Source organism: Tsukamurella sp. PLM1 (genome assembly GCF_023168325.1).
In the GTDB taxonomy this organism is placed as follows: domain Bacteria; phylum Actinomycetota; class Actinomycetes; order Mycobacteriales; family Mycobacteriaceae; genus Tsukamurella.
This window is the reverse complement of record NZ_AP025688.1, coordinates 832373-850048: the sequence shown is the minus strand read 5'-3', so window position 1 is coordinate 850048 and position 17676 is coordinate 832373. Positions and strand designations below refer to the sequence as shown.

Annotated in this window: 10 protein-coding genes and 7 pseudogenes; 11 read left to right on the top strand and 6 right to left on the bottom strand. The window is 70.9% G+C overall.

Features of this window, described 5'->3' with window-relative positions:
• Nucleotides 1-10 precede the first annotated feature (10 nt).
• Both MTP03_RS23090 and MTP03_RS04510 read right to left on the bottom strand, forming a co-directional pair.
• Nucleotides 11-984 (bottom strand): annotated as a pseudogene (locus MTP03_RS23090) (transglycosylase family protein).
• Between the two features lie 578 nt (nucleotides 985-1562).
• Nucleotides 1563-2411, bottom strand: coding sequence for a TatD family hydrolase (locus tag MTP03_RS04510; RefSeq protein ID WP_248490913.1), 849 nt, complete (start codon nucleotides 2409-2411; stop codon nucleotides 1563-1565).
• 122 nt (nucleotides 2412-2533) lie between these two features.
• On the opposite strand from MTP03_RS04510, the gene MTP03_RS04505 reads away from it, so the two are divergent.
• Together MTP03_RS04505 and MTP03_RS04500 are read left to right on the top strand one after the other, a co-directional pair.
• Nucleotides 2534-3715 (top strand): hypothetical protein, encoded by a 1182-nt coding sequence (locus MTP03_RS04505; protein WP_248490912.1) that lies wholly within the window; start codon nucleotides 2534-2536, stop codon nucleotides 3713-3715.
• Entirely contained in the window at nucleotides 3712-4860 is a 1149-nt protein-coding gene (locus tag MTP03_RS04500) for a hypothetical protein (protein ID WP_248490911.1), read from the top strand. Before MTP03_RS04505 ends, MTP03_RS04500 begins: the two co-directional genes overlap by 4 nt.
• A 15-nt stretch (nucleotides 4861-4875) precedes the next feature.
• Here the strand turns inward: MTP03_RS04500 and metG are convergent, their stop codons facing one another.
• A complete protein-coding gene (metG, locus tag MTP03_RS04495; protein WP_248490910.1) occupies nucleotides 4876-6426 on the bottom strand; it encodes a methionine--tRNA ligase in 1551 nt (516 codons plus the stop codon).
• A 129-nt stretch (nucleotides 6427-6555) separates the two neighbouring features.
• Nucleotides 6556-6909, bottom strand: coding sequence for a hypothetical protein (locus tag MTP03_RS04490; RefSeq protein WP_248490909.1), 354 nt, complete (start codon nucleotides 6907-6909; stop codon nucleotides 6556-6558).
• Between the two features lie 86 nt (nucleotides 6910-6995).
• On the opposite strand from MTP03_RS04490, the pseudogene MTP03_RS04485 reads away from it, so the two are divergent.
• Nucleotides 6996-8033 (top strand): annotated as a pseudogene (locus MTP03_RS04485) (aminodeoxychorismate synthase component I); the annotation flags it as partial.
• A 109-nt stretch (nucleotides 8034-8142) separates the two neighbouring features.
• Nucleotides 8143-8637 (top strand): hypothetical protein, encoded by a 495-nt coding sequence (locus MTP03_RS04480; RefSeq protein WP_248490908.1) that lies wholly within the window; start codon nucleotides 8143-8145, stop codon nucleotides 8635-8637.
• Here the strand turns inward: MTP03_RS04480 and rsmI are convergent.
• A pseudogene (gene rsmI / locus MTP03_RS04475) lies at nucleotides 8610-9402 on the bottom strand (16S rRNA (cytidine(1402)-2'-O)-methyltransferase). The gene MTP03_RS04480 and the pseudogene rsmI sit on opposite strands and share 28 nt — an antisense overlap.
• A 63-nt stretch (nucleotides 9403-9465) precedes the next feature.
• Here rsmI and MTP03_RS04470 point away from each other — a divergent pair.
• A complete protein-coding gene (locus MTP03_RS04470) occupies nucleotides 9466-11076 on the top strand; it encodes a dolichyl-phosphate-mannose--protein mannosyltransferase (RefSeq protein WP_248490907.1) in 1611 nt (536 codons plus the stop codon).
• 209 nt (nucleotides 11077-11285) lie between these two features.
• Here MTP03_RS04470 and MTP03_RS04465 read toward each other — a convergent pair whose 3' ends face one another.
• The gene (locus MTP03_RS04465; RefSeq protein ID WP_248490906.1) at nucleotides 11286-12497 is read right to left on the bottom strand and encodes an MFS transporter; all 1212 of its coding nucleotides are present in this window, start codon (nucleotides 12495-12497) and stop codon (nucleotides 11286-11288) included.
• Between the two features lie 92 nt (nucleotides 12498-12589).
• On the opposite strand from MTP03_RS04465, the gene MTP03_RS04460 reads away from it, so the two are divergent.
• From MTP03_RS04460 to MTP03_RS23370, 6 genes and pseudogenes are all read left to right on the top strand, one after another.
• Nucleotides 12590-12679 carry a potassium-transporting ATPase subunit F gene (locus MTP03_RS04460; protein ID WP_074850389.1) on the top strand — a complete coding sequence of 30 codons (90 nt, stop codon included), beginning with the start codon at nucleotides 12590-12592 and terminating at the stop codon, nucleotides 12677-12679.
• Nucleotides 12679-14335 (top strand): annotated as a pseudogene (gene kdpA / locus MTP03_RS04455) (potassium-transporting ATPase subunit KdpA). Before MTP03_RS04460 ends, kdpA begins: the two are co-directional and overlap by 1 nt.
• Entirely contained in the window at nucleotides 14332-16446 is a 2115-nt protein-coding gene (kdpB, locus tag MTP03_RS04450; protein ID WP_371820887.1) for a potassium-transporting ATPase subunit KdpB, read from the top strand. The pseudogene kdpA and the gene kdpB overlap by 4 nt, the downstream one beginning before the upstream one ends.
• A gap of 34 nt (nucleotides 16447-16480) precedes the next feature.
• Nucleotides 16481-17061, top strand: a pseudogene (gene kdpC, locus MTP03_RS04445) (potassium-transporting ATPase subunit KdpC).
• 24 nt (nucleotides 17062-17085) lie between these two features.
• Nucleotides 17086-17133, top strand: a pseudogene (locus tag MTP03_RS23375) (hypothetical protein); the annotation flags it as partial.
• 58 nt (nucleotides 17134-17191) lie between these two features.
• Nucleotides 17192-17656 (top strand): annotated as a pseudogene (locus tag MTP03_RS23370) (histidine kinase); the annotation flags it as partial.
• Between the last annotated feature and the right edge of the window lie 20 nt (nucleotides 17657-17676).

Genomic DNA, 17676 nt, shown 5'->3' with positions numbered 1-17676 from the left:
CTGAGTCTACTTACCCCGCGCTGCCGTACAGACCGAGCTTCGCCGAGCACGCGGGCCAGGCGCCCCAGCCCTGCTGGGCGAGGGTCTTGCGGGCGATGTCGATCTGCTCCTCGCGGGTGGCGAGATCGGCGCGGGAGCGTACTTGCCGCCGCCGAACGCCATCCACGTCTGCTGCGTGAACTGGACGCCGCCGTAGAAGCCGTTGCCCGTGTTGATGGCCCAGTTGCCCGTGGACTCGCACTGCACCAGGCGGTCCCAGACCGAGCCCGGGGCCACGTACGGCGCGCCCGGCGCGGTGCCGACGGCGGTGACGCCCGCGACGCCGGCGTCGAGCACCTTCGAGGTGATCTTCTCGCGCGAGACGACCTTGCCGTCGACCACGTGCTCGCGGTACTGGACCTCCTGCGTGCCCGGCTTGCCCGGGTTCACGACCTGGGTCTTGCCGTTGGTCAGCTTCGGATCGTCGACCTTCTTGGGCGGCGCGACGTACTTCTCGGTGACCGTGACGTCGGAGACGCGGTCGCGGGTGACCTTGATCGTCATGCCCGGCTTGACCGGCGACGATGCGTTCGGCGTCACCGTGTCCTTCTGGATCAGCGGGACGCCCAGCTTGGCGAGGTACTCGCCGACGGTGCGCCCGGCGGCGTCCGCCCGGACGGTCTTGCCGCTGTCGATGACCGTGGCCGCGACCGGGGTGACCACCGAGACGGCGGCGCCGGTCAGCGGCACCTGCGCGTCCAGCGGCAGCGAGACGAAGTTCTTGGCGTCGCCCAGGCCGGCGTCGGCGAGCGCAGCGCCCACCGTCTGATCGGTGGTCTTGACGGTGCGGACCTTGCCGTTCACGTTGACCGCGATGTCACGGGCGTGCTGGACGGTGATCGGCTGCCCCGCGGCGACGGACTGGTTCAGGGCGGGGGTGACCTCGTCGCCCTCGCCCGCCTCGATGCCCGCCGACTCCAGGATCGACGACACCGACCGGCTCATGGTCGAGACCTCGCGGGTCTGCCCGTCGACGGTGATCGTGACATCCTCGTACATCGCGATCGCGGTGCCGCCGGTGGCCATCAGCGCGATCAGCATCGCGCCGGTCACGGCCTGCACGGGACGGTTGTTCAGCGAGTCGAGGGCGGTGCGCAGCCCGCCCGGCTCGCGGCGCTCCTCCGACGGTGCCGAGTCGGCCTCGGCGTCGTCGGTCTCGACGAGATCGTCCTCGTCGTACACGGCGGGCTCCACCGGGGCCGGGGCGGTGTCGACCACGTCGATGTCGTCGAAGTCGGCCTCGAACTCGGCGAGTTCGGGGTCGACCTCAAGATCGACGGTCTTCTCGTCGATCGCGCTGAACCGGTTGTAGACACGGTTGACGTCGAACTCCGCGGTGCGCACCCCGCTACCCTGCGGGTGCGCAGCCTGCTGATCCTCCGTGGTGGCGTTGTCGTCTGCAAAGAGCTCAGGCACTGGTGACTTCCCATGGGTGGACTGCAAAGGCTGCGCGTCGGCGACGATAAGGTCGCCGTTACATCACGGTACGGTAACGGAGATTCGCGGCCCGTGCCACCGACTGTTCATTTTCCGGCCGAGAATGTGGCGCCGAACACACGGTTCGCCGTCGCCGTCGTGGCGGCCGCGACGGCTTCCGCGGAGACTCCGCGCAGGTCAGCGAGGAATCGGGCGGTGTACGGCACGCAGTACGACTCGTTCGGGGTGCCCCGGTACGGATGGGGTGTGAGATAGGGCGCATCGGTCTCGACCAGCAGTTGATCCTCGGGAACCAGGCGCGCCGCCTCCTGCAGCTCCGTCGCGTTGCTGAAGGTGACGGTGCCCGAGAAGCTGAGCACGTAGCCGCGATCCACGCACGCGCGTGCCATCGCCGCATCGCCGGAGAAGCAGTGGAAGATCACCGTCTCCGGGGCGCCGAACCGGTCGAGGTCGGCCAGGATGTCGGCGTCCGCCTCGCGGTTGTGGATCATCAGCGGCTTGCCCAGGCGCTTGGCCAGGTCGATGTGCCACTCGAACGCGGCGTGCTGCTGCTCCGGCGTCGCGACGCCCTCCCGCTTGCCCAGCCAGTACCAGTCCAGCCCCGTCTCGCCGATCGCCACGCAGCGCGGATCCGACGCCAGGCGCTCGAGCTCGGCAGGGGCACCGTCGGCCTCGAGCTGGTGCGCGTCCGTCGGATGCAGGGCCACCGCGGCGAAGACACGCTCGTCCCAGCGGGAGGCGTCGATGACGTATCGCGCCTGGTCCAGGTCGCACGCGACGGTGACCACGCGGTCGACACCGACCGAGGCCGACCGGTCGACCAGCTCCCGCACGGCCTCGGGCGTGGTGGCGCGGCAGCCGTCGAGGTGCGTGTGCGCGTCGACGAGGCCCGGCAGCGGCTCGGGCAGCGGAGGCGGCGGCTTCTTCTTACCCATGCGGCCCATTGTTCCGGTACCGCGTACACCTGACGTCGGTCAGGCCATGTTTAATCCGATGTTAAGCGGCACCGAAGCGACGTCGGGTCTCCTCGTGACCGCACCCTGACGAGGAGAAACAGATGAAGACGAAGGCCCTGCCCGCCCTGATCGCCGGCGCCGCGCTGCTCGCGGCCTGCAGCACCAGCACGGGAGGCGAGGCGACCACGGCGACCTCGGGCCCGGCGAGCGCGACGGCACCGTCGGCCGCCCCGACGGTGACCGTGCCCGCCGGGCTGGACACGGGCACGTTCCCGACGACCACCACGGCCCAGGCGCCGCTGACCGCGGACCGGGCCTGGCTGATGGAGGGCAACCGGATGGCGGACGCGCTGATCCAAGTGAACGAGGTCGATCCGCGGATGATCCTGGGCGGCGCCGGCCTGCGCTCGTTCCCCGTGCTCAGCGGCGACCAGTTGTCCAGCCGCGTGCCCGACGCGACCGCGGCCGCGTTCCTCGCCCGGCAGATGAAGGTCGGCATGACAACCACGCGCGGGGACAAGATCGAAGACCCGACCGTCGCCATGCGGATCGGCCTGTACCGCTTCGCGTCCGCCGAGGACGCCACCAAGGCCCTCGAGATGGTGCAGACCTCGACCAGGAACGCGCGGAAGGTCACGATCACCGGGACCGACGGCGTGAGCGCCACCGAGTTCAAGCCGGGCACCGTCGACTCCTACCGCGTCGAGGGCCCGTTCGTGATCAACATCAGCGGCACCGCGCCGACCACGGACGAGGCGACGACGCTGGTGACGAAGGCGTACCGGCTGGAAGTCCCCAAGGTTCAATCGTTCAAGGGGACGCCGGTGTCGGAGGTGCAGAAGCTGCCGAGCGACATCGAGGGCGCTCTCGCACGAACCCTGCCGAGCTCGAACACGAACAGGTACACCGCCAACCTCAACAACAACGTCTACGGCATCAACGGGCTGCTGCACCGCATCCGCGACATCAGCAACGGCGATGTGTACCGCAAGGCCGGCGTGGACGCCGTCGGCGAGGGCGACGCCGCCGTCTATCGCACTCGCGATGTCGCGGCCGCGACACAGCTCGCCGCCGACCTCGCCGCGATCAACGCGAAGACCGGCGACCCGATCGCCGCCCCCGCGCAGCTGCCCGACGCGAAGTGCTTCGACCGCCGCGACGTCGGCAACAAGTTCTGCATCGTGACCGCCGGACGGTGGCTCGCCACGATGGGCGGTAGCACCGTCACCGAGGTGCAGCAGAAGGCCGCCGCGCAGTACACGATCCTCGCGAAGAACCAGTGAACCGCGCCGCGCTCGCCCTGGTCGCGTGCGCCGTTGCCGTGACTGCGTGCAGCACGACGGTGTCGGGCGTCGCCACCGACAGTGCCGGGAACTCCCCCGGGCCCGTCGTCCCGGTCGGACTGGACTTCGGGCAGTACCCCACCACGACCCGGGAGGTACCGCCACCGTCGACCGAGAACGCGTGGGTGATCGAGGGCAACAGGATGGCGGAGGCCCTGATCCAGGTGAACGAGGTGGACCCGAGGCTGACGATCGGGGGCGCCGGCCTGCGCTCGTACCCGGTGCTGCGCGGGTCTCAGCTGAACTCGCGCGTCCCCGACGCCACGGCCGAGGCGTTCACCCGGAACGAGATGCGGGTGGGGATGACCACCACGCGCGGCGACGCGTTCGACGAACCGACCGTCGCGATGCGGATCGGTCTGTACCGGTTCGACTCGCCCGAGGTCGCGGCGAAGGCACTCGCGGCGGTCGAGGCCGGCGCCGGCTCCCTGCGCCGGGTCGTCGGGATCGACCGCGTGTTCGCCACCGAGTTCAAGCCCGGCACCGTGGACTCGTACCGGGTCGAGGGCCCGTTCGTGATCAACGTGAGCGGCACCGCTCCCACGACCGCCGAGGCCACTCGCTTCGTCTCGAAGGCGTACGAGCTCGAAGTGCCGAAGGTGAAGTCCTTCACGCCCACGCCCGTCGCGGCGATCCAGACGCTGCCGGGCGACAAGGACGGCGTGCTGGCGCGCACCCTCTACGAGGATTCGTCCCCGCTGGTGCAGAGCCTGTCGAACTCGTATTACGGCCTGACCATGCTGCTGCACAAGATCCGCGACATCGACAACGGTGAGCTGTACCGCAAGGCCGGGGTCGACCTGGTGGGTGAGGGCGCGGCCATCATCTATCGCACGCGGAGTTCCAGCGCCGCGCAGACGCTGCTCGACGACCTCGAGAAGACCAAGGCGACGACGAACCGCAGGCCGGCGGCGGGTCCGGCCGGAATCACGACCGTGAGCTGCACCGAGTACACCGGCGACGACACCTATTTCGGCTGCTCCGGGCGCGCCGGCAGGTGGATGTTCACCCTGTCGGCCGACACGCTGACCGAGGCGCAGCACAAAGTCGCCGCGCAGTACGCGATCCTCGTGACGAACCCGTAGGCGCGGGACCCGCGGCTACTGGGCCTCGGGTTCCACGTAGCGCGGGAACACGCCCTGCGGCTTCGGCAGCGCCGTGCCGGGCCGCAGGCGCGTGGCGACGGCCTCGAACGTGCGCTGGTCCTTCGGCTGCTCGAGCAGGGTGAGCAGCTCTTCCGAGGACTCCGGCATCACCGGCTGCAGCAGCAGCGACACCTGGCGAACCACCTCGGCGGTCACGTACAGCACCGTCGCCATGCGGTCCGGGTCGGAGGCCTTGAGCTTCCACGGCTCCTGCGCCGAGAAGTACCGGTTGGTGTCGGCGAGGACCTCCCAGATCGCCTCCAGGTACAGGTGCAGGGCCTGGTCGTCGACGTGGCCGCGCACGCGCGCCAGCAGGCCGTCGGCTTTGGCGAGGAGGGCATCGTCGTCCTGCGTGAACGGGCCCGGCGTGGGGACCGTACCCGCACAGTTCTTGTTGATCATCGACAGCGAGCGCTGCGCGAGGTTCCCCAGCTCGTTGGCGAGGTCGGCGTTGATCCGGCCGACGATGGCCTCGTGGCTGTAGCTGCCGTCCTGGCCGAAGCTGACCTCGCGGAGCAGGAAGAAGCGCAGCGCGTCGAGACCGTACCCGGCGATGAGGGCGTGCGGGTCGACGACGTTGCCGACCGACTTGCTCATCTTCTCGCCCTTGTTGAACAGGAAGCCGTGGGCGAAGACGCGCTCGGGCAGCTCGATGCCGGCGCTCATGAGGAACGCGGGCCAGTAGACGGCGTGGAAGCGGATGATGTCCTTGCCGATGATCTGCAGCTTCGGCGGCCAGTAGGTCTGGAACCGCTCGGACTCGGTGTCCGGGTAGCCGGCGCCGGTGAGGTAGTTGGTGAGCGCGTCCACCCAGACGTACATGACGTGGTCCGGGTCGCCGGGGACGGGGACGCCCCAGTCGAACGTGTCGCGGCTGATCGACAGGTCCTTGAGGCCACCCTTGATGAAGCTGACGATCTCATTGCGGCGCGTGGCAGGTTCCAAGTAGCCGGGGCGCTCCTCGAACAGCTGCAGCAGCCGGTCCTGGTAGGCGGACAGCTTGAAGAAGTAGGACGCCTCCTCGGTCCACTCGACCTCGGTGCCGGACTCCGTGGACACGCGCACGCCGTTCTCGGTGACGGTGGTCTCGTCCTCGGCGTAGTACGCCTCGTCGCGCACCGAGTACCAGCCCGAGTACTTGCCCAGGTAGATGTCACCGGCGTCGACCATCTTCTGCCAGATGGCCTTCGACGCGGTGTAGTGATCGGCGTCGGTGGTGCGGATGAAGCGGTCGAAGGTCGAGCCCACGGCGCGCTGCAGCGCCTCGAAGGCGGCGGCGTTGCGATCGGCGAGGGCCTTGGTCTCGATGCCCTCCTTCGCCGCGGTCTGCTGCATCTTGAGGCCGTGCTCGTCGGTGCCCGTCAGGTAGAACACGTCGAAGCCGTCGAGGCGCTTGAAGCGCGCGATGACGTCCGTGGCGATGTACTCGTACGCGTGCCCGATGTGCGGGACGCCGTTCGGGTACGCGATCGCCGTGGTGAGGAAGAAAGCCTTGTCTGCAGCCATGATGGCGTCAGCTTATCGGTGCGCCGCAGGGTGCGGGCAAGCACGTTTCCCGAGGCGGGTCAACCCCCGCGGACGGCGATCACCTCCGGAACACCGACCACGAACCATGAGTACTCGGGTAGCCGAAGCTCAGCGCGGCAGGTCGGCCTCGGAGAGGAGGCGGGCCAGGATCGCGGGGATCGGGTCGATGGCCACCACCGTGCCGTCGGACACCAGCTGGAACCGGACGATCTCGCGGCCGTAGGCCACGTAGACCAGGTCGTAGTCGACCCCGATCACGGACGTGTCCGGCGTGGGCTCCGCGGTGGCGTTGCGCGCGAACTCGCCGTCGATGGCGAACACCACGTTGCTCAGCGCGCCCACCCCGATGTGCGCCCAGGACAGGCGCCCGCCGAGCGCGGTGCCGGCGTCGATGGTCCGCACGTCCTCTCCCATGTACCCAGCCTCCCGCGATCCGCGGCCGATGTCGATGGGGGAACCCACCCAATCCCTCCCCGATCCATTGTGGGATCTGCATCGCGGATCCAGTCGGCCGGACGTGACAGGATGGCGCGGTGCAACCGGTCGACATGCTGCGGGCGCTGCGAGAACGCGGCCACCGCCCCGCGGCGCTGCTCGGCTCGTGGGGTGGATTCCGGGCGGTGATCGCACCGGATCCGGAGCTCCGCCCGGGCGCGCACCCGCAGGGCGGACCGTGGCTCGGCGTGATCGGCTATCCGGACGTGACCGGCGACCCGCGGCTGGTCCCCGAGGTGATCGGCGGCGACCCCGGCGCCCTGCTCCTCCTGACCGACGACGGCCGCTGGACCTGCACCGATCCCGCCTTCCCGATCCCCACGACGGCGCCGGTGCCGCGCCCCTGGACCGCCGCGTGGACCGCACCCGACCGCAGCGACCACCGCGCGGCCGTCCTCGCCTGCCAGGAGGCGATCCGCGCCGGAGACGTCTACCAGGTGAACGTGTGCACCCGGTTCGACGGAACGCTCACGGGCGCGCCGCTGGAGATGTTCTGCGACATCGCCTCCGCGACGGCGCCCGCGAAGGCGGCCTACCTCGAGGGCGACTGGGGCGCCGTCGCGTCCTTCTCCCCGGAGACCTTCCTCGCCGAACGCGACGGCCTGCTCACTGAGCGCCCGATCAAGGGCACGCTCCCGCTCGCCGAGCCCGCGGAGGACCTGCGCGCCAGCGTGAAGGACGTCGCCGAGAACGTGATGATCGTGGACCTGGTGCGCAACGACCTGAGCCGGGTCGCCGCAACCGGCACCGTCCGGACACCGGAGTTGCTGCGCGTGGAGCCCGCGCCCGGGGTCTGGCACCTCGTCTCCACCGTCACCGCCCGGCAGCGCCCAGGCACCACCCGCGCGGACCTCCTCGACGCGACGTTCCCACCCGCGTCGATCACGGGCACCCCGAAGCTCGCCGCCCGGACTCGCATCACCGCGTGGGAGCGGCACACCCGCGGCACCTACTGCGGCGCGCTCGGCATCGACCATCCGCTGACCGGCCTCGACCTCAACGTGGCGATCCGCACCGTCGAGGCCCGCGACGGTGCGCTACGGCTCGGCGTGGGCGGCGGCATCACCATCGACTCGGAGCCGGACGCGGAGTGGCGCGAGTGCCTGGACAAGGCGGCGTCGATCGTCGGGTTCCCGGCGCGGCCGCAATCTCCCCGCACGGGTGAGGCGCCCGAGCGTCCCGGCGCGCGACGCTGCCCTCGTGACCGTTCTCCGCATCCCGGCGCTGCGCCGGTTCCCCTGCTCGGCGCTCGCGTTCGTGGCGGGCCTGGCGTTCGGCGGATTCCTCTACACCCGGCGCAACCCGGTCGTCGCGGGCTTCGTGCCGTGGACCGCGGCGTGGCCGCAGCACGCGGTGGTGGCCGTGGTCGGGGTGGCCCTCATCGTCGCGATCCGGGTCCGACGGTGGCCGCCCCGTGTCCCGGCGGTCACGCCGGCCCGGCTGCTCGCGGCCGTCCCGCTGCTCGGGGTGCTGATGTTCGCGGCGTTCCGGGCGGGCGTGCAGGTGCTGGCGGGGCTGGACCCGAACTTCACCGTCAACGCGTGGGGCGGGCCCACCTACCTGGGCGCGATGGCCTGCCACTACCTCGACATGGCGGTCGGCGGCATCGTCGTGGTGGGCGCGCTGCGCCTGCTCCTGACGCGGCCGGCGGCCCGGCCCGACGCGGGTCAGCGGGCGGCGAGCACGGCCTCGTAGAGCTCACGCTTGGACGCGCCGGTCTCGGCGGCGACGGCGGCGCAGGCGTCCTTGAGCCGCTCCCCCGCATCGACGCGGCGCAGCACCGCGGCCACGTGGTCCTCCGGGTTCGCCGCGACCGCGGCGGCCCCCTCGAGCACGACCGTGATCTCGCCGCGCACCCCGTCGGCGGCCCAGTCGGCGAGCTCGCCCAGCGCGCCGCGCCGGACCTCCTCGTACGTCTTGGTCAGCTCGCGACACACCGCGGCCCGACGGTCCGCCCCAGCACGTCGCGCGCGTCGGCCAGCGTCTCGGCCAGGCGGTGCGGCGACTCGAAGAAGACACAGGCCCGCCGCTCGGTGACGAGTTCGGCGAGCCAAGCTCGCCGGGCACCGGACTTGCGCGGGGCGAAACCGTCGAACTGGAACCGCTCGACGGGCAGCCCGGACAGGGCCAGGCGGTGGTGACGGCCGACGGCCCGGGCAGGCAGGTGACCCGGAGACCGGCCTCGACGCACGCCGCGACCAGGCGGTATCCGGGGTCGGAGACCGACGGCATGCCGGCATCGGTGATCAGGAGGACCGTCTGGCCCGTTTCGAGGGCGGCGAGCAGCTGGGGGATGCGGCCGGCCTCGTTGTGGTCGTAGAAGCTGAGCACGCGGCCGGGCGGCTCCACATCCAGGGCGGCGGCCAGCGAGCGGGCGCGGCGGGTGTCCTCGGCGGCGATCACGTCGGCGGAGCCGAGCGCCGCGATCAGTCGCGCGGTGGCGTCACCCGGGTTGCCCATCGGTACGCCGGCGACGATCAAGACACCGCTCGCTCCGTCTGATCCCACGGGTCACACCCTACGATGGGTCGCGTGACCGCTGTGGCAACCCCCGAAGGCAGGGCCGCGCCGGGCCCCGACCGGCCGATGGCGAGCCCCGGGCGGACGCTCCCGCCCGCGGTCTTCGGCGCCACCGACCGCGCGTTCGGCTGGACGGTCACGCTGATCCTGACGGCGGTCGCCGCCGCGACCCGGTTCTTCACGCTCGGCTACCCCAGCAACGCCGGGTTCCTCGGCACGCAGGCCGTGCAGACGCCCGTGTTCGACGAGAAGCACTACGCGCCGCAGGGCTGGCAGGTGCTCACCGGCGGGCAGTGGATCGAGGACAACCCGGGCTTCGGCCTGATCGTGCACCCGCCCGTGGGCAAGTGGATGATCGCGGTCGGCGAGTGGTTGTTCGGGTACACACCGCTGGGCTGGCGGTTCATGTCGGCGGTGTGCGGCACGCTGCTGGTGTTCCTGGTGATCCGGGCGGCGCGAAGGCTGAGCCGCTCGACGCTGATCGGCGGGCTCGCGGGGCTGTTCCTGATCTGCGACGGGCTCACGATGGTCTCGTCCCGCGTCGCGCTGCTCGACATCTTCCTGGTGTTCTTCGGGTTCGCCGCGTTCTCGATGATCCTCGTCGACCGCGATCAGATGCGGCGGCGCCTCCACACCGCCGCGATCGAGGGCCGCATCCACGACAGCGTGTACGGGCCGCGCTTCGGCTTCCGCTGGTGGCGGTTCTCGGCCGCGCTGATGGTGGGGCTGGCGTGTGGCGTGAAGTGGTCGGGCATCTACTTCCTCATCGGCATCCTGGTGCTGTCGCTGGCCTTCGACGTGGCCAATCGCCGCGAGTACGACGTGCAGCGGCCCTGGCTCGGGGTGCTGCGGCGCGACCTGGTGCCGTCGGGCATGTCGTTGGCCGTGCTTCCGGTCCTGGTGTACCTGGGCACGTTCTGGCCGTGGTTCGCGTCCGAGACGTCGGTCTACCGCTACGCCGTGGGCAACCAGGTCACCGAAGGCGGGACGTTCGGCTGGGTGCCGGCGGCGCTGCGCTCGCTGATCTTCTACGAGCAGTCGATCCTCGACTTCCACGACGGCCTCACCAACTCCGCGGGCAACCATCACCCCTGGGAGTCGAAGCCGTGGACGTGGCCGATGGGCCTGCGGCCGATGCTCTACCACTACACGGCGGACCAGTCGGGCGGCATGTGCGGCGACGGCCCGTGCGTGCGCGCGGTGATGGCCGTGGGCACCCCGGCGCTCACGTGGATCGCCGTGCCGGTGGTGCTGTGGGCGCTGTGGAAGGTGTTCGTCAAACGCGACTGGGCCTACGCCGCGCCCGTCACCATGTACTTCGTCACGTTCCTGCCGTGGTTCGTGGCGCTCGACCGGCAGATGTACTACTTCTACGCCCTCACCCTGATGCCCTTCCTGTGCATCATGATCGCGCTGATCTGCCGCGAGGTGATGGGCCTCGACGGCCGCGCCCGCTATTTCGGCTTCGAACGCCTGCAGCTGGGCCGCTGGCTCGTGGTGCTCTACACCAGCCTCGTGGTGCTGAACTTCGCGTGGCTGTGGCCCATCCTCACCGCCGCGCCGATCCCCATGTGGTGGTGGCGCCTGGAGTTGTGGTTGCCCAGCTGGCAGTAGCGTTCGGTCCCCGTGGCCGACGGTGCCCGGCCGTCGCGCGGGTAGCGGCGCGCTGAGCTGCGGGCGGGCGAGCGAGCGGAGGCACGCTGTCCCGGCAGACACTCGGATTCCGTCCGGGTCGGACAGCCTGTCCGCCGTGGACAGAATCCGAGTGTCGCGCCGAGGTCGATGTTATGTCGCACGACATCGGTGACAGTTCAGCGGGCGGGTCAGACGCGTGCGGCCACGCGGGTCTCGCGCGCCAGCATCCAGCCGATCGCCGCGAGCACGCACAGGGCGCCGGTGACGATGAACGCCCAGGTGAACCCGAAGTACTGGGCGATCGCGCCGGCCAGCAACGGGCCGCTGATCGTGCCGGCGTCCTGGGCCATCTGGTACGCCGACAGCGCGCCGCCGCTGCGTCCTTTGCCCTGCAGCACGTCGGCGAGGGTGGCCTGCATCGTCGGCGCGACGAGGCCCGTCCCGATCCCGGCGACCACGGTGACGGCGAACGCCATGAGCACCGAGTCGGTGTACCCGAGCGCCACGGTGCCCACCGCGATCACGAGCAGGCCGGTGATGATGAACGGCTTGCGCCCGTACCGGTCGGAGGCGCGGCCGGCGGGGAACATCGCCAGCACGTCGCCCGCGGCGTACGCGGCCAGCGCGTAGCCGGCGATCGCGGCGGGCTGGTCGAGGACCGCCGCGAAGAACAGCGGCAGCAGCGACACCCGCATCGAGTACACCCAGCCGAACACGACCGACGCGAACAGCGCGGCCCGGTAGGCGGAATCGGCGAGGGCCTCGCGCACCGTCGTACCCGGTTCGGAGGATTCCTCGGCACGCCCCGCCAGGACGCTGCCGCGCAGCGCGAACCCGACGACGGCCGTGGCGATCACGAGGGCGATCGCGTACACGACGAACGGCACCCGCAGCCCGAACCCGACCAGCGCGCCACCCAGCAGCGGGCCGCAGATGCCGCCGAGCACGAAGCTCGAGGAGTAGACGCCCGAGACGCGGCCGCGGATGTCGGGTGGCGCGATGCGGATCATCAGGCCCATCGCCGAGACGGTGAACATCACCGAGCCCACGCCGCCGAGGCCGCGGAACAGCATGAGCTGCCAGTAGGTCTGCGCGAACGCGACGGCCAGTGTGGACGCCGCGACCACGAGCAGGCCGACCATGTAGATCCAGCGCTCGCCGAACGCCTTCACCAGCGGTCCGGTGGCCGGCGCGAACGCCAGGCGCATGATCGCGAACGCGCTGACCACCGCGGACGCGGCGCCGATGCCCACGTCGAAGGTGCGCGCGAAGGCCGGCAGCGCGGGCGCGACCACGCCGTAGCCGAGGGCGATCACGAAGCTAGCCGCCACCAGCACCCACACCTCGCCGGGAACCCGCTGCGTCGTCTGCGGGGAGCCGGCGGCGGGTGATTCAGGCACCGAACCATCATCCGCTAAGAACGCGTCAAGACCCGCATGGGGGCCGTTAACGGGGCGTGAATCCGGCCGATCCGGGTGGTCCAGTGGAGCCCATGGACATCTCCAACGCGCTGGCGCTCGCCGCGACGATCCTCACCCTGGCGTACCTGCTGTACGCCCTGCTGCGCCCGGAGCGCTTCTGATGAGCGGCACCCTCTCCGGGCTGCTGACGATCGGCACCCTGGTCGCGGCGCTGGCGATCGCGTACCGCCCGTTGGGCGACTACCTGGCGCACGTGGTCACCACGCCGAAGCACTGGCGGGTGGAGCGCGTGATCTACCGCCTCGTGGGCGCCGATCCCGAGGCCGAGCAGGGTTACCGCGTGTACACGGTCGCGGCGCTGGCGTTCAGCGCCGTCAGCATCGTCGCGCTCACGATCCTGCTCCTCGTCCAGGGTTGGCTGCCCGGCGTCGAGCCGAAGCAGTGGCGGCTCGACGAGGCCCTCAACACCGCGATCTCCTTCGTCACCAACACCAACTGGCAGTGGTACTCCGGCGAGGGCGCCATGAACCTCATCGCGCAGGCGATCGGCCTCGCGGTGCAGAACTTCGTCTCGGCGGCCGTCGGCATCGCGGTGGCGGTGGCGCTGGTCCGCGGCTTCGTCCGCTCCCGCACCGACCGGCTGGGCAACTTCTGGGTGGACCTCACCCGCATCACGCTGCGCGTGCTGCTGCCGATCGCCGCGATCGGTGCGGTCGTCCTCATGGCGCAGGGCGTGGTGCAGACGCTGTGGCAGCGGCACGAGATCGTCGGCCTCGACGGGCAGAAGCAGGTGCTCACCGGCGGCCTGGTCGCGAGCCAGGAGGTCATCAAGCTCCTCGGCACCAACGGCGGCGGCTACTTCAACGCCAACTCGGCGCACGCCTTCGAGAACCCGACGGCCGCGACCAACCTGTTCCAGATCTTCCTCATCCTGCTCATCCCCGTCGCGATGCCCCGCATGCTGGGCAACCTCGTCGGCAACCACCGGCAGGGGTACGCGATCCTCGGCGCGATGGCGGTGATCTTCTCCGTCTCGACCGCGATCTCGATCGGGGCCCAGCTCGGCGGCCAGGGCACGGCGACCCGCGCCGCGGGCGCCGCCCTCGAGGGCCGGAGCTGCGCATCGGCCAGTGGGGCACGGGACTGTTCGCCACCGCCACCACCAGCACGTCGACGGGCGCCGTGAACGCCGCGCACGACAGCCTCACCCCGGCGCCGGCGGTGCCGCGCTGGTGAACATGCTGCTCGGTGAGATCAGCCCCGGCGGCGTGGGCTCCGGCCTGTACGGGATGCTCGTGATCGCCGTGCTCACGGTGTTCCTGTGCGGGCTCATGGTGGGCCGCACGCCCGAGTACCTGGGCAAGAAGATCGGGCGCCGCGAGATCACGCTGGCCGCGCTGTACCTCCTGGTGATGCCGGCGCTGGTGCTGATGGGCACCGCCGCCACGGTGGTCCAGGAGCAGGGCGTCGCCGCCATGACCAACGACGGTGCGCACGGGCTCAGCGAGGTCCTCTACGCCTACGCCTCGGCGGCGAACAACAACGGCAGCGCCTTCGCCGGCCTCGCCGTCGACACCCCGTGGTTCAACTACACGCTCGGCGTCGCGATGCTCTTCGGCCGGTTCGCGCCGATGGTCGCGATCCTCGCCCTGGCCGGCGCGCTCGCCAAGCAGCACCCCGTGCCCGCCACCGCGGGCACCATCCCCACCCACCGCCCGCTGTTCGTGGGCCTCACCGTGGGCGTCGTGGTCCTGGTGGCCGGATTGACCTTCGTCCCCGCCCTCGCGCTCGCACCGATCTCGGAGGTCACCCAGTGACGCACACGCTGACCGGCACCCCCACCCCGTCGGACCCGAAGGCCGTCACCCCGGCACCCAAGCGGCGCTCCGCCTTCTCGCTCGCCGAGCTCAAGACGGCGCTGCCCCGCGCGGCCACCAAGCTGGACCCGCGCACGCAGATCCGGCAGCCCGTCGTCTTCGTGGTCTGGATCGCCTCGGTCTACACGACCGCGCTGGCGATCGTGAACCCCTCGGTGTTCGCGTGGTCCGTGGCCGTCTTCCTCTGGGCGACGGTGCTCTTCGCGAACCTCGCGGAGGCGGTCGCCGAGGGCCGCGGCCGGGCCCAGGCCGATTCGCTGCGCAAGGCGAAGACGGAGACGGTGGCGCGCCTGCGCCGCGCCGACGGCGCCGAGGAGCAGGTGCCCGGCTCGCAGCTGCACGTGGGTGACCGGGTGATCGTCGAGGCCGGCGAGGTGATCCCCGGCGACGGCGACGTGGTCGAGGGCATGGCCACCGTGGACGAGTCGGCGATCACCGGCGAGTCCGCGCCCGTCGTGCGCGAGTCCGGCGGCGACCGCTGCGCCGTCACCGGCGGCACCCGCGTGCTGTCCGACCGCATCGTGGTCGAGATCAGGACCGAGCCCGGCATGAGCTTCATCGACCGGATGATCGGCCTCGTCGAGGGCGCGAACCGGCAGAAGACGCCGAACGAGATCGCCCTGAACATCCTGCTCACGGTGCTCACGATCATCTTCCTGCTGGCCGTCGCGACGCTGCAGCCGATGGCGATCTACTCGGGCGGCGCGGTCGACGTGGTGGTGCTCGTGGCGCTACTCGTCTGCCTCATCCCCACGACGATCGGCGCGCTGCTCTCCGCGATCGGCATCGCCGGGATGGACCGGCTGGTGCAGCGCAACGTGATCGCCAAGTCGGGCCGCGCGGTGGAGGCCGCGGGCGACGTCTCGACGCTGCTGCTCGACAAGACCGGCACCATCACCTACGGCAACCGCCGGGCCACGTCGTTCCACCCCGTGGCGGGGGTCGACGAGCACGGCCTCGCCGCGCACGCGCTGCTCGCCTCGCTCGCGGACGAGACGCCCGAGGGACGTTCGATCGTGGACCTGGCCGCGACCCACGGTCACGAGATACCGACGGTGCGCCTCGGCACCGTGGTGCCGTTCACGGCGCAGACGCGCATGTCCGGTGTGGACCTGCCGGACGGCACGCGGATCCGCAAGGGCGCCTCCGCCGCCGTGCTGGCATGGGTGGCCGCGGAGCACCGCGGCGACGCCGCTCTGACCGATGGCGACATCGAGGCGCTGGGCGCCGTCGACGTGCGGCTGGCCGTGGACGAGATCTCCGCCTCCGGCGGTACACCGCTCGTGGTGGCGCACGCCGAGCCCGGGGCCGCCCCTACCCTGGTGGGCGTCATCCACCTCAAGGACGTGGTCAAGGCCGGCATGCGGGAGCGCTTCGCGCAGCTGCGTGAGATGGGCATCCGCACCGTGATGATCACTGGCGACAACCCGCTCACCGCCAAGGCCATCGCCGAGGAGGCCGGCGTCGACGACTACCTCGCCGAGGCCACCCCCGAGGACAAGCTGGCCCTGATCAAGCAGCAGCAGGAGGGCGGCCGCCTCGTCGCGATGACCGGCGACGGCACCAACGACGCGCCCGCGCTCGCGCAGGCCGACGTGGGCGTCACGATGAACACGGGCACCTCCGCCGCGAAGGAGGCCGGGAACATGATCGACCTGGACTCCGACCCGACGAAGCTCATCGACGTCGTGGAGATCGGCAAGCAGCTGCTCATCACGCGCGGCGCGCTGACCACGTTCTCCATCGCCAACGACATCGCGAAGTACTTCGCGATCATCCCCGCGATGTTCGTGCCGCTGGCGCCGCAGCTGGACGTGCTCAACGTGATGCGTCTGCACAGCCCGCAGTCGGCAATCCTCTCGGCGGTGATCTTCAACGCGCTCATCATCGTCGCGCTGATCCCGCTGGCCATGCGCGGCGTGAAGTACACCGCCAAGTCGGCCGACAAGCTGCTGGCCCGCAACCTCGCGATCTACGGCCTCGGCGGCATCGTGGCCCCCTTCCTCGGGATCAAGCTGATCGACCTCGTGGTCGCGCTGCTGCTCCCGTGACCCCCTCGCACCGATCTTCTCGAAAGGCACTGACATGTTGAGTTCCGCACCGCGCCAGCTCGTCGCCGGGCTGCGCATGCTGATCGTCATGACCGTCGTCCTCGGCGTCGCGTTCCCGCTGGTGATCTGGGGCGTCGGGCAGGTCGCGTTCGCGTCGAAGGCGAACGGCTCGCAGATCGAGCGCAGCGGCACCGTCGTCGGATCCGAGCTGCTGGCGCAGAAGTTCGACGGTCCGCAGTGGTTCCACCCGCGGCCGTCCGCGGGAGACTACGACACCCTCGCCTCCGGCGGCACCAACCTCGGCCCGAACAGCACGGAACTGATCGCGCTGATCGCCGAGTGCCGCGCCGCGGTCGCCGGGCAGGAGGGGGTGGCACCGTCGGACGTGCCGACGGACGCGGTCACGGCGAGCTTCTCCGGGCTCGACCCGCACATCTCCCCGCGTACGCCCGGCTGCAGACCGCCCGCGTGGCGAAGGCCCGCGGCCTCGCGCCGGAGCGGGTGGCCGCGCTCGTCGCCGCGCACACCGACGGGCGGCAGCTGGGGTACCTGGGCGAGGAGCGGGTTAACGTGGTGAACCTGAACGCCGCGGTCACCGACCTCGCCGCGAAGTAGCCCGGGCGGAGAAGGAGGGGACAGATGCCGAAGGGGCAGCTCCGCGTCTACCTGGGCGCCGCACCGGGCGTGGGCAAGACCTACGCCATGCTCACCGAGGGGCCCGACGGCCGCCCGCGGCACGTCGGTCGTGGTCGGGTACGTGGAGACGCACGGCCGCCCGCAGACGCAGGCGCAGGTCCAGGGACTGCAGGTGATCCCCCGCCGGCGCGTCGAGTACCGCGGCGCGGTACTCGAGGAGATGGACGTGGACGCGGTGATCGCGGCGCACCCCACGGTGGCGCTGGTCGACGAGCTGGCGCACACGAACGCCCCGGGTTCGCGCAACGAGAAGCGCTGGCAGGACATCGCGGAGCTGCTCGACGCCGAGATCACCGTGATCACCACGGTGAACATCCAGCACCTGGAGTCCCTCGGCGACGTGGTCGAGTCGATCACCGGGGTGCGGCAGCGCGAGACCATCCCCGACACCGTGGTGCGCCGCGCCGAGCAGGTGCAGCTGGTGGACATGACGCCGGAAGCGCTGCGCCGCCGCATGGCGCACGGCAACATCTACGCCCCCGACAAGGTGGACGCCGCGCTCTCGCACTTCTTCCGCGTGGGCAACCTGACGGC

Coding starts and splice junctions, on each gene's coding strand:
- MTP03_RS04510 (WP_248490913.1), bottom strand. CDS start 2,411: ATGGGTAAGAAGAAGCCGCCGCCTCCGCTGCCCGAGCCGCTGCCGGGC.
- MTP03_RS04505 (WP_248490912.1), top strand. CDS start 2,534: ATGAAGACGAAGGCCCTGCCCGCCCTGATCGCCGGCGCCGCGCTGCTC.
- metG (WP_248490910.1), bottom strand. CDS start 6,426: ATGGCTGCAGACAAGGCTTTCTTCCTCACCACGGCGATCGCGTACCCG.
- MTP03_RS04470 (WP_248490907.1), top strand. CDS start 9,466: ATGGGTCGCGTGACCGCTGTGGCAACCCCCGAAGGCAGGGCCGCGCCG.
- MTP03_RS04460 (WP_074850389.1), top strand. CDS start 12,590: ATGGACATCTCCAACGCGCTGGCGCTCGCCGCGACGATCCTCACCCTG.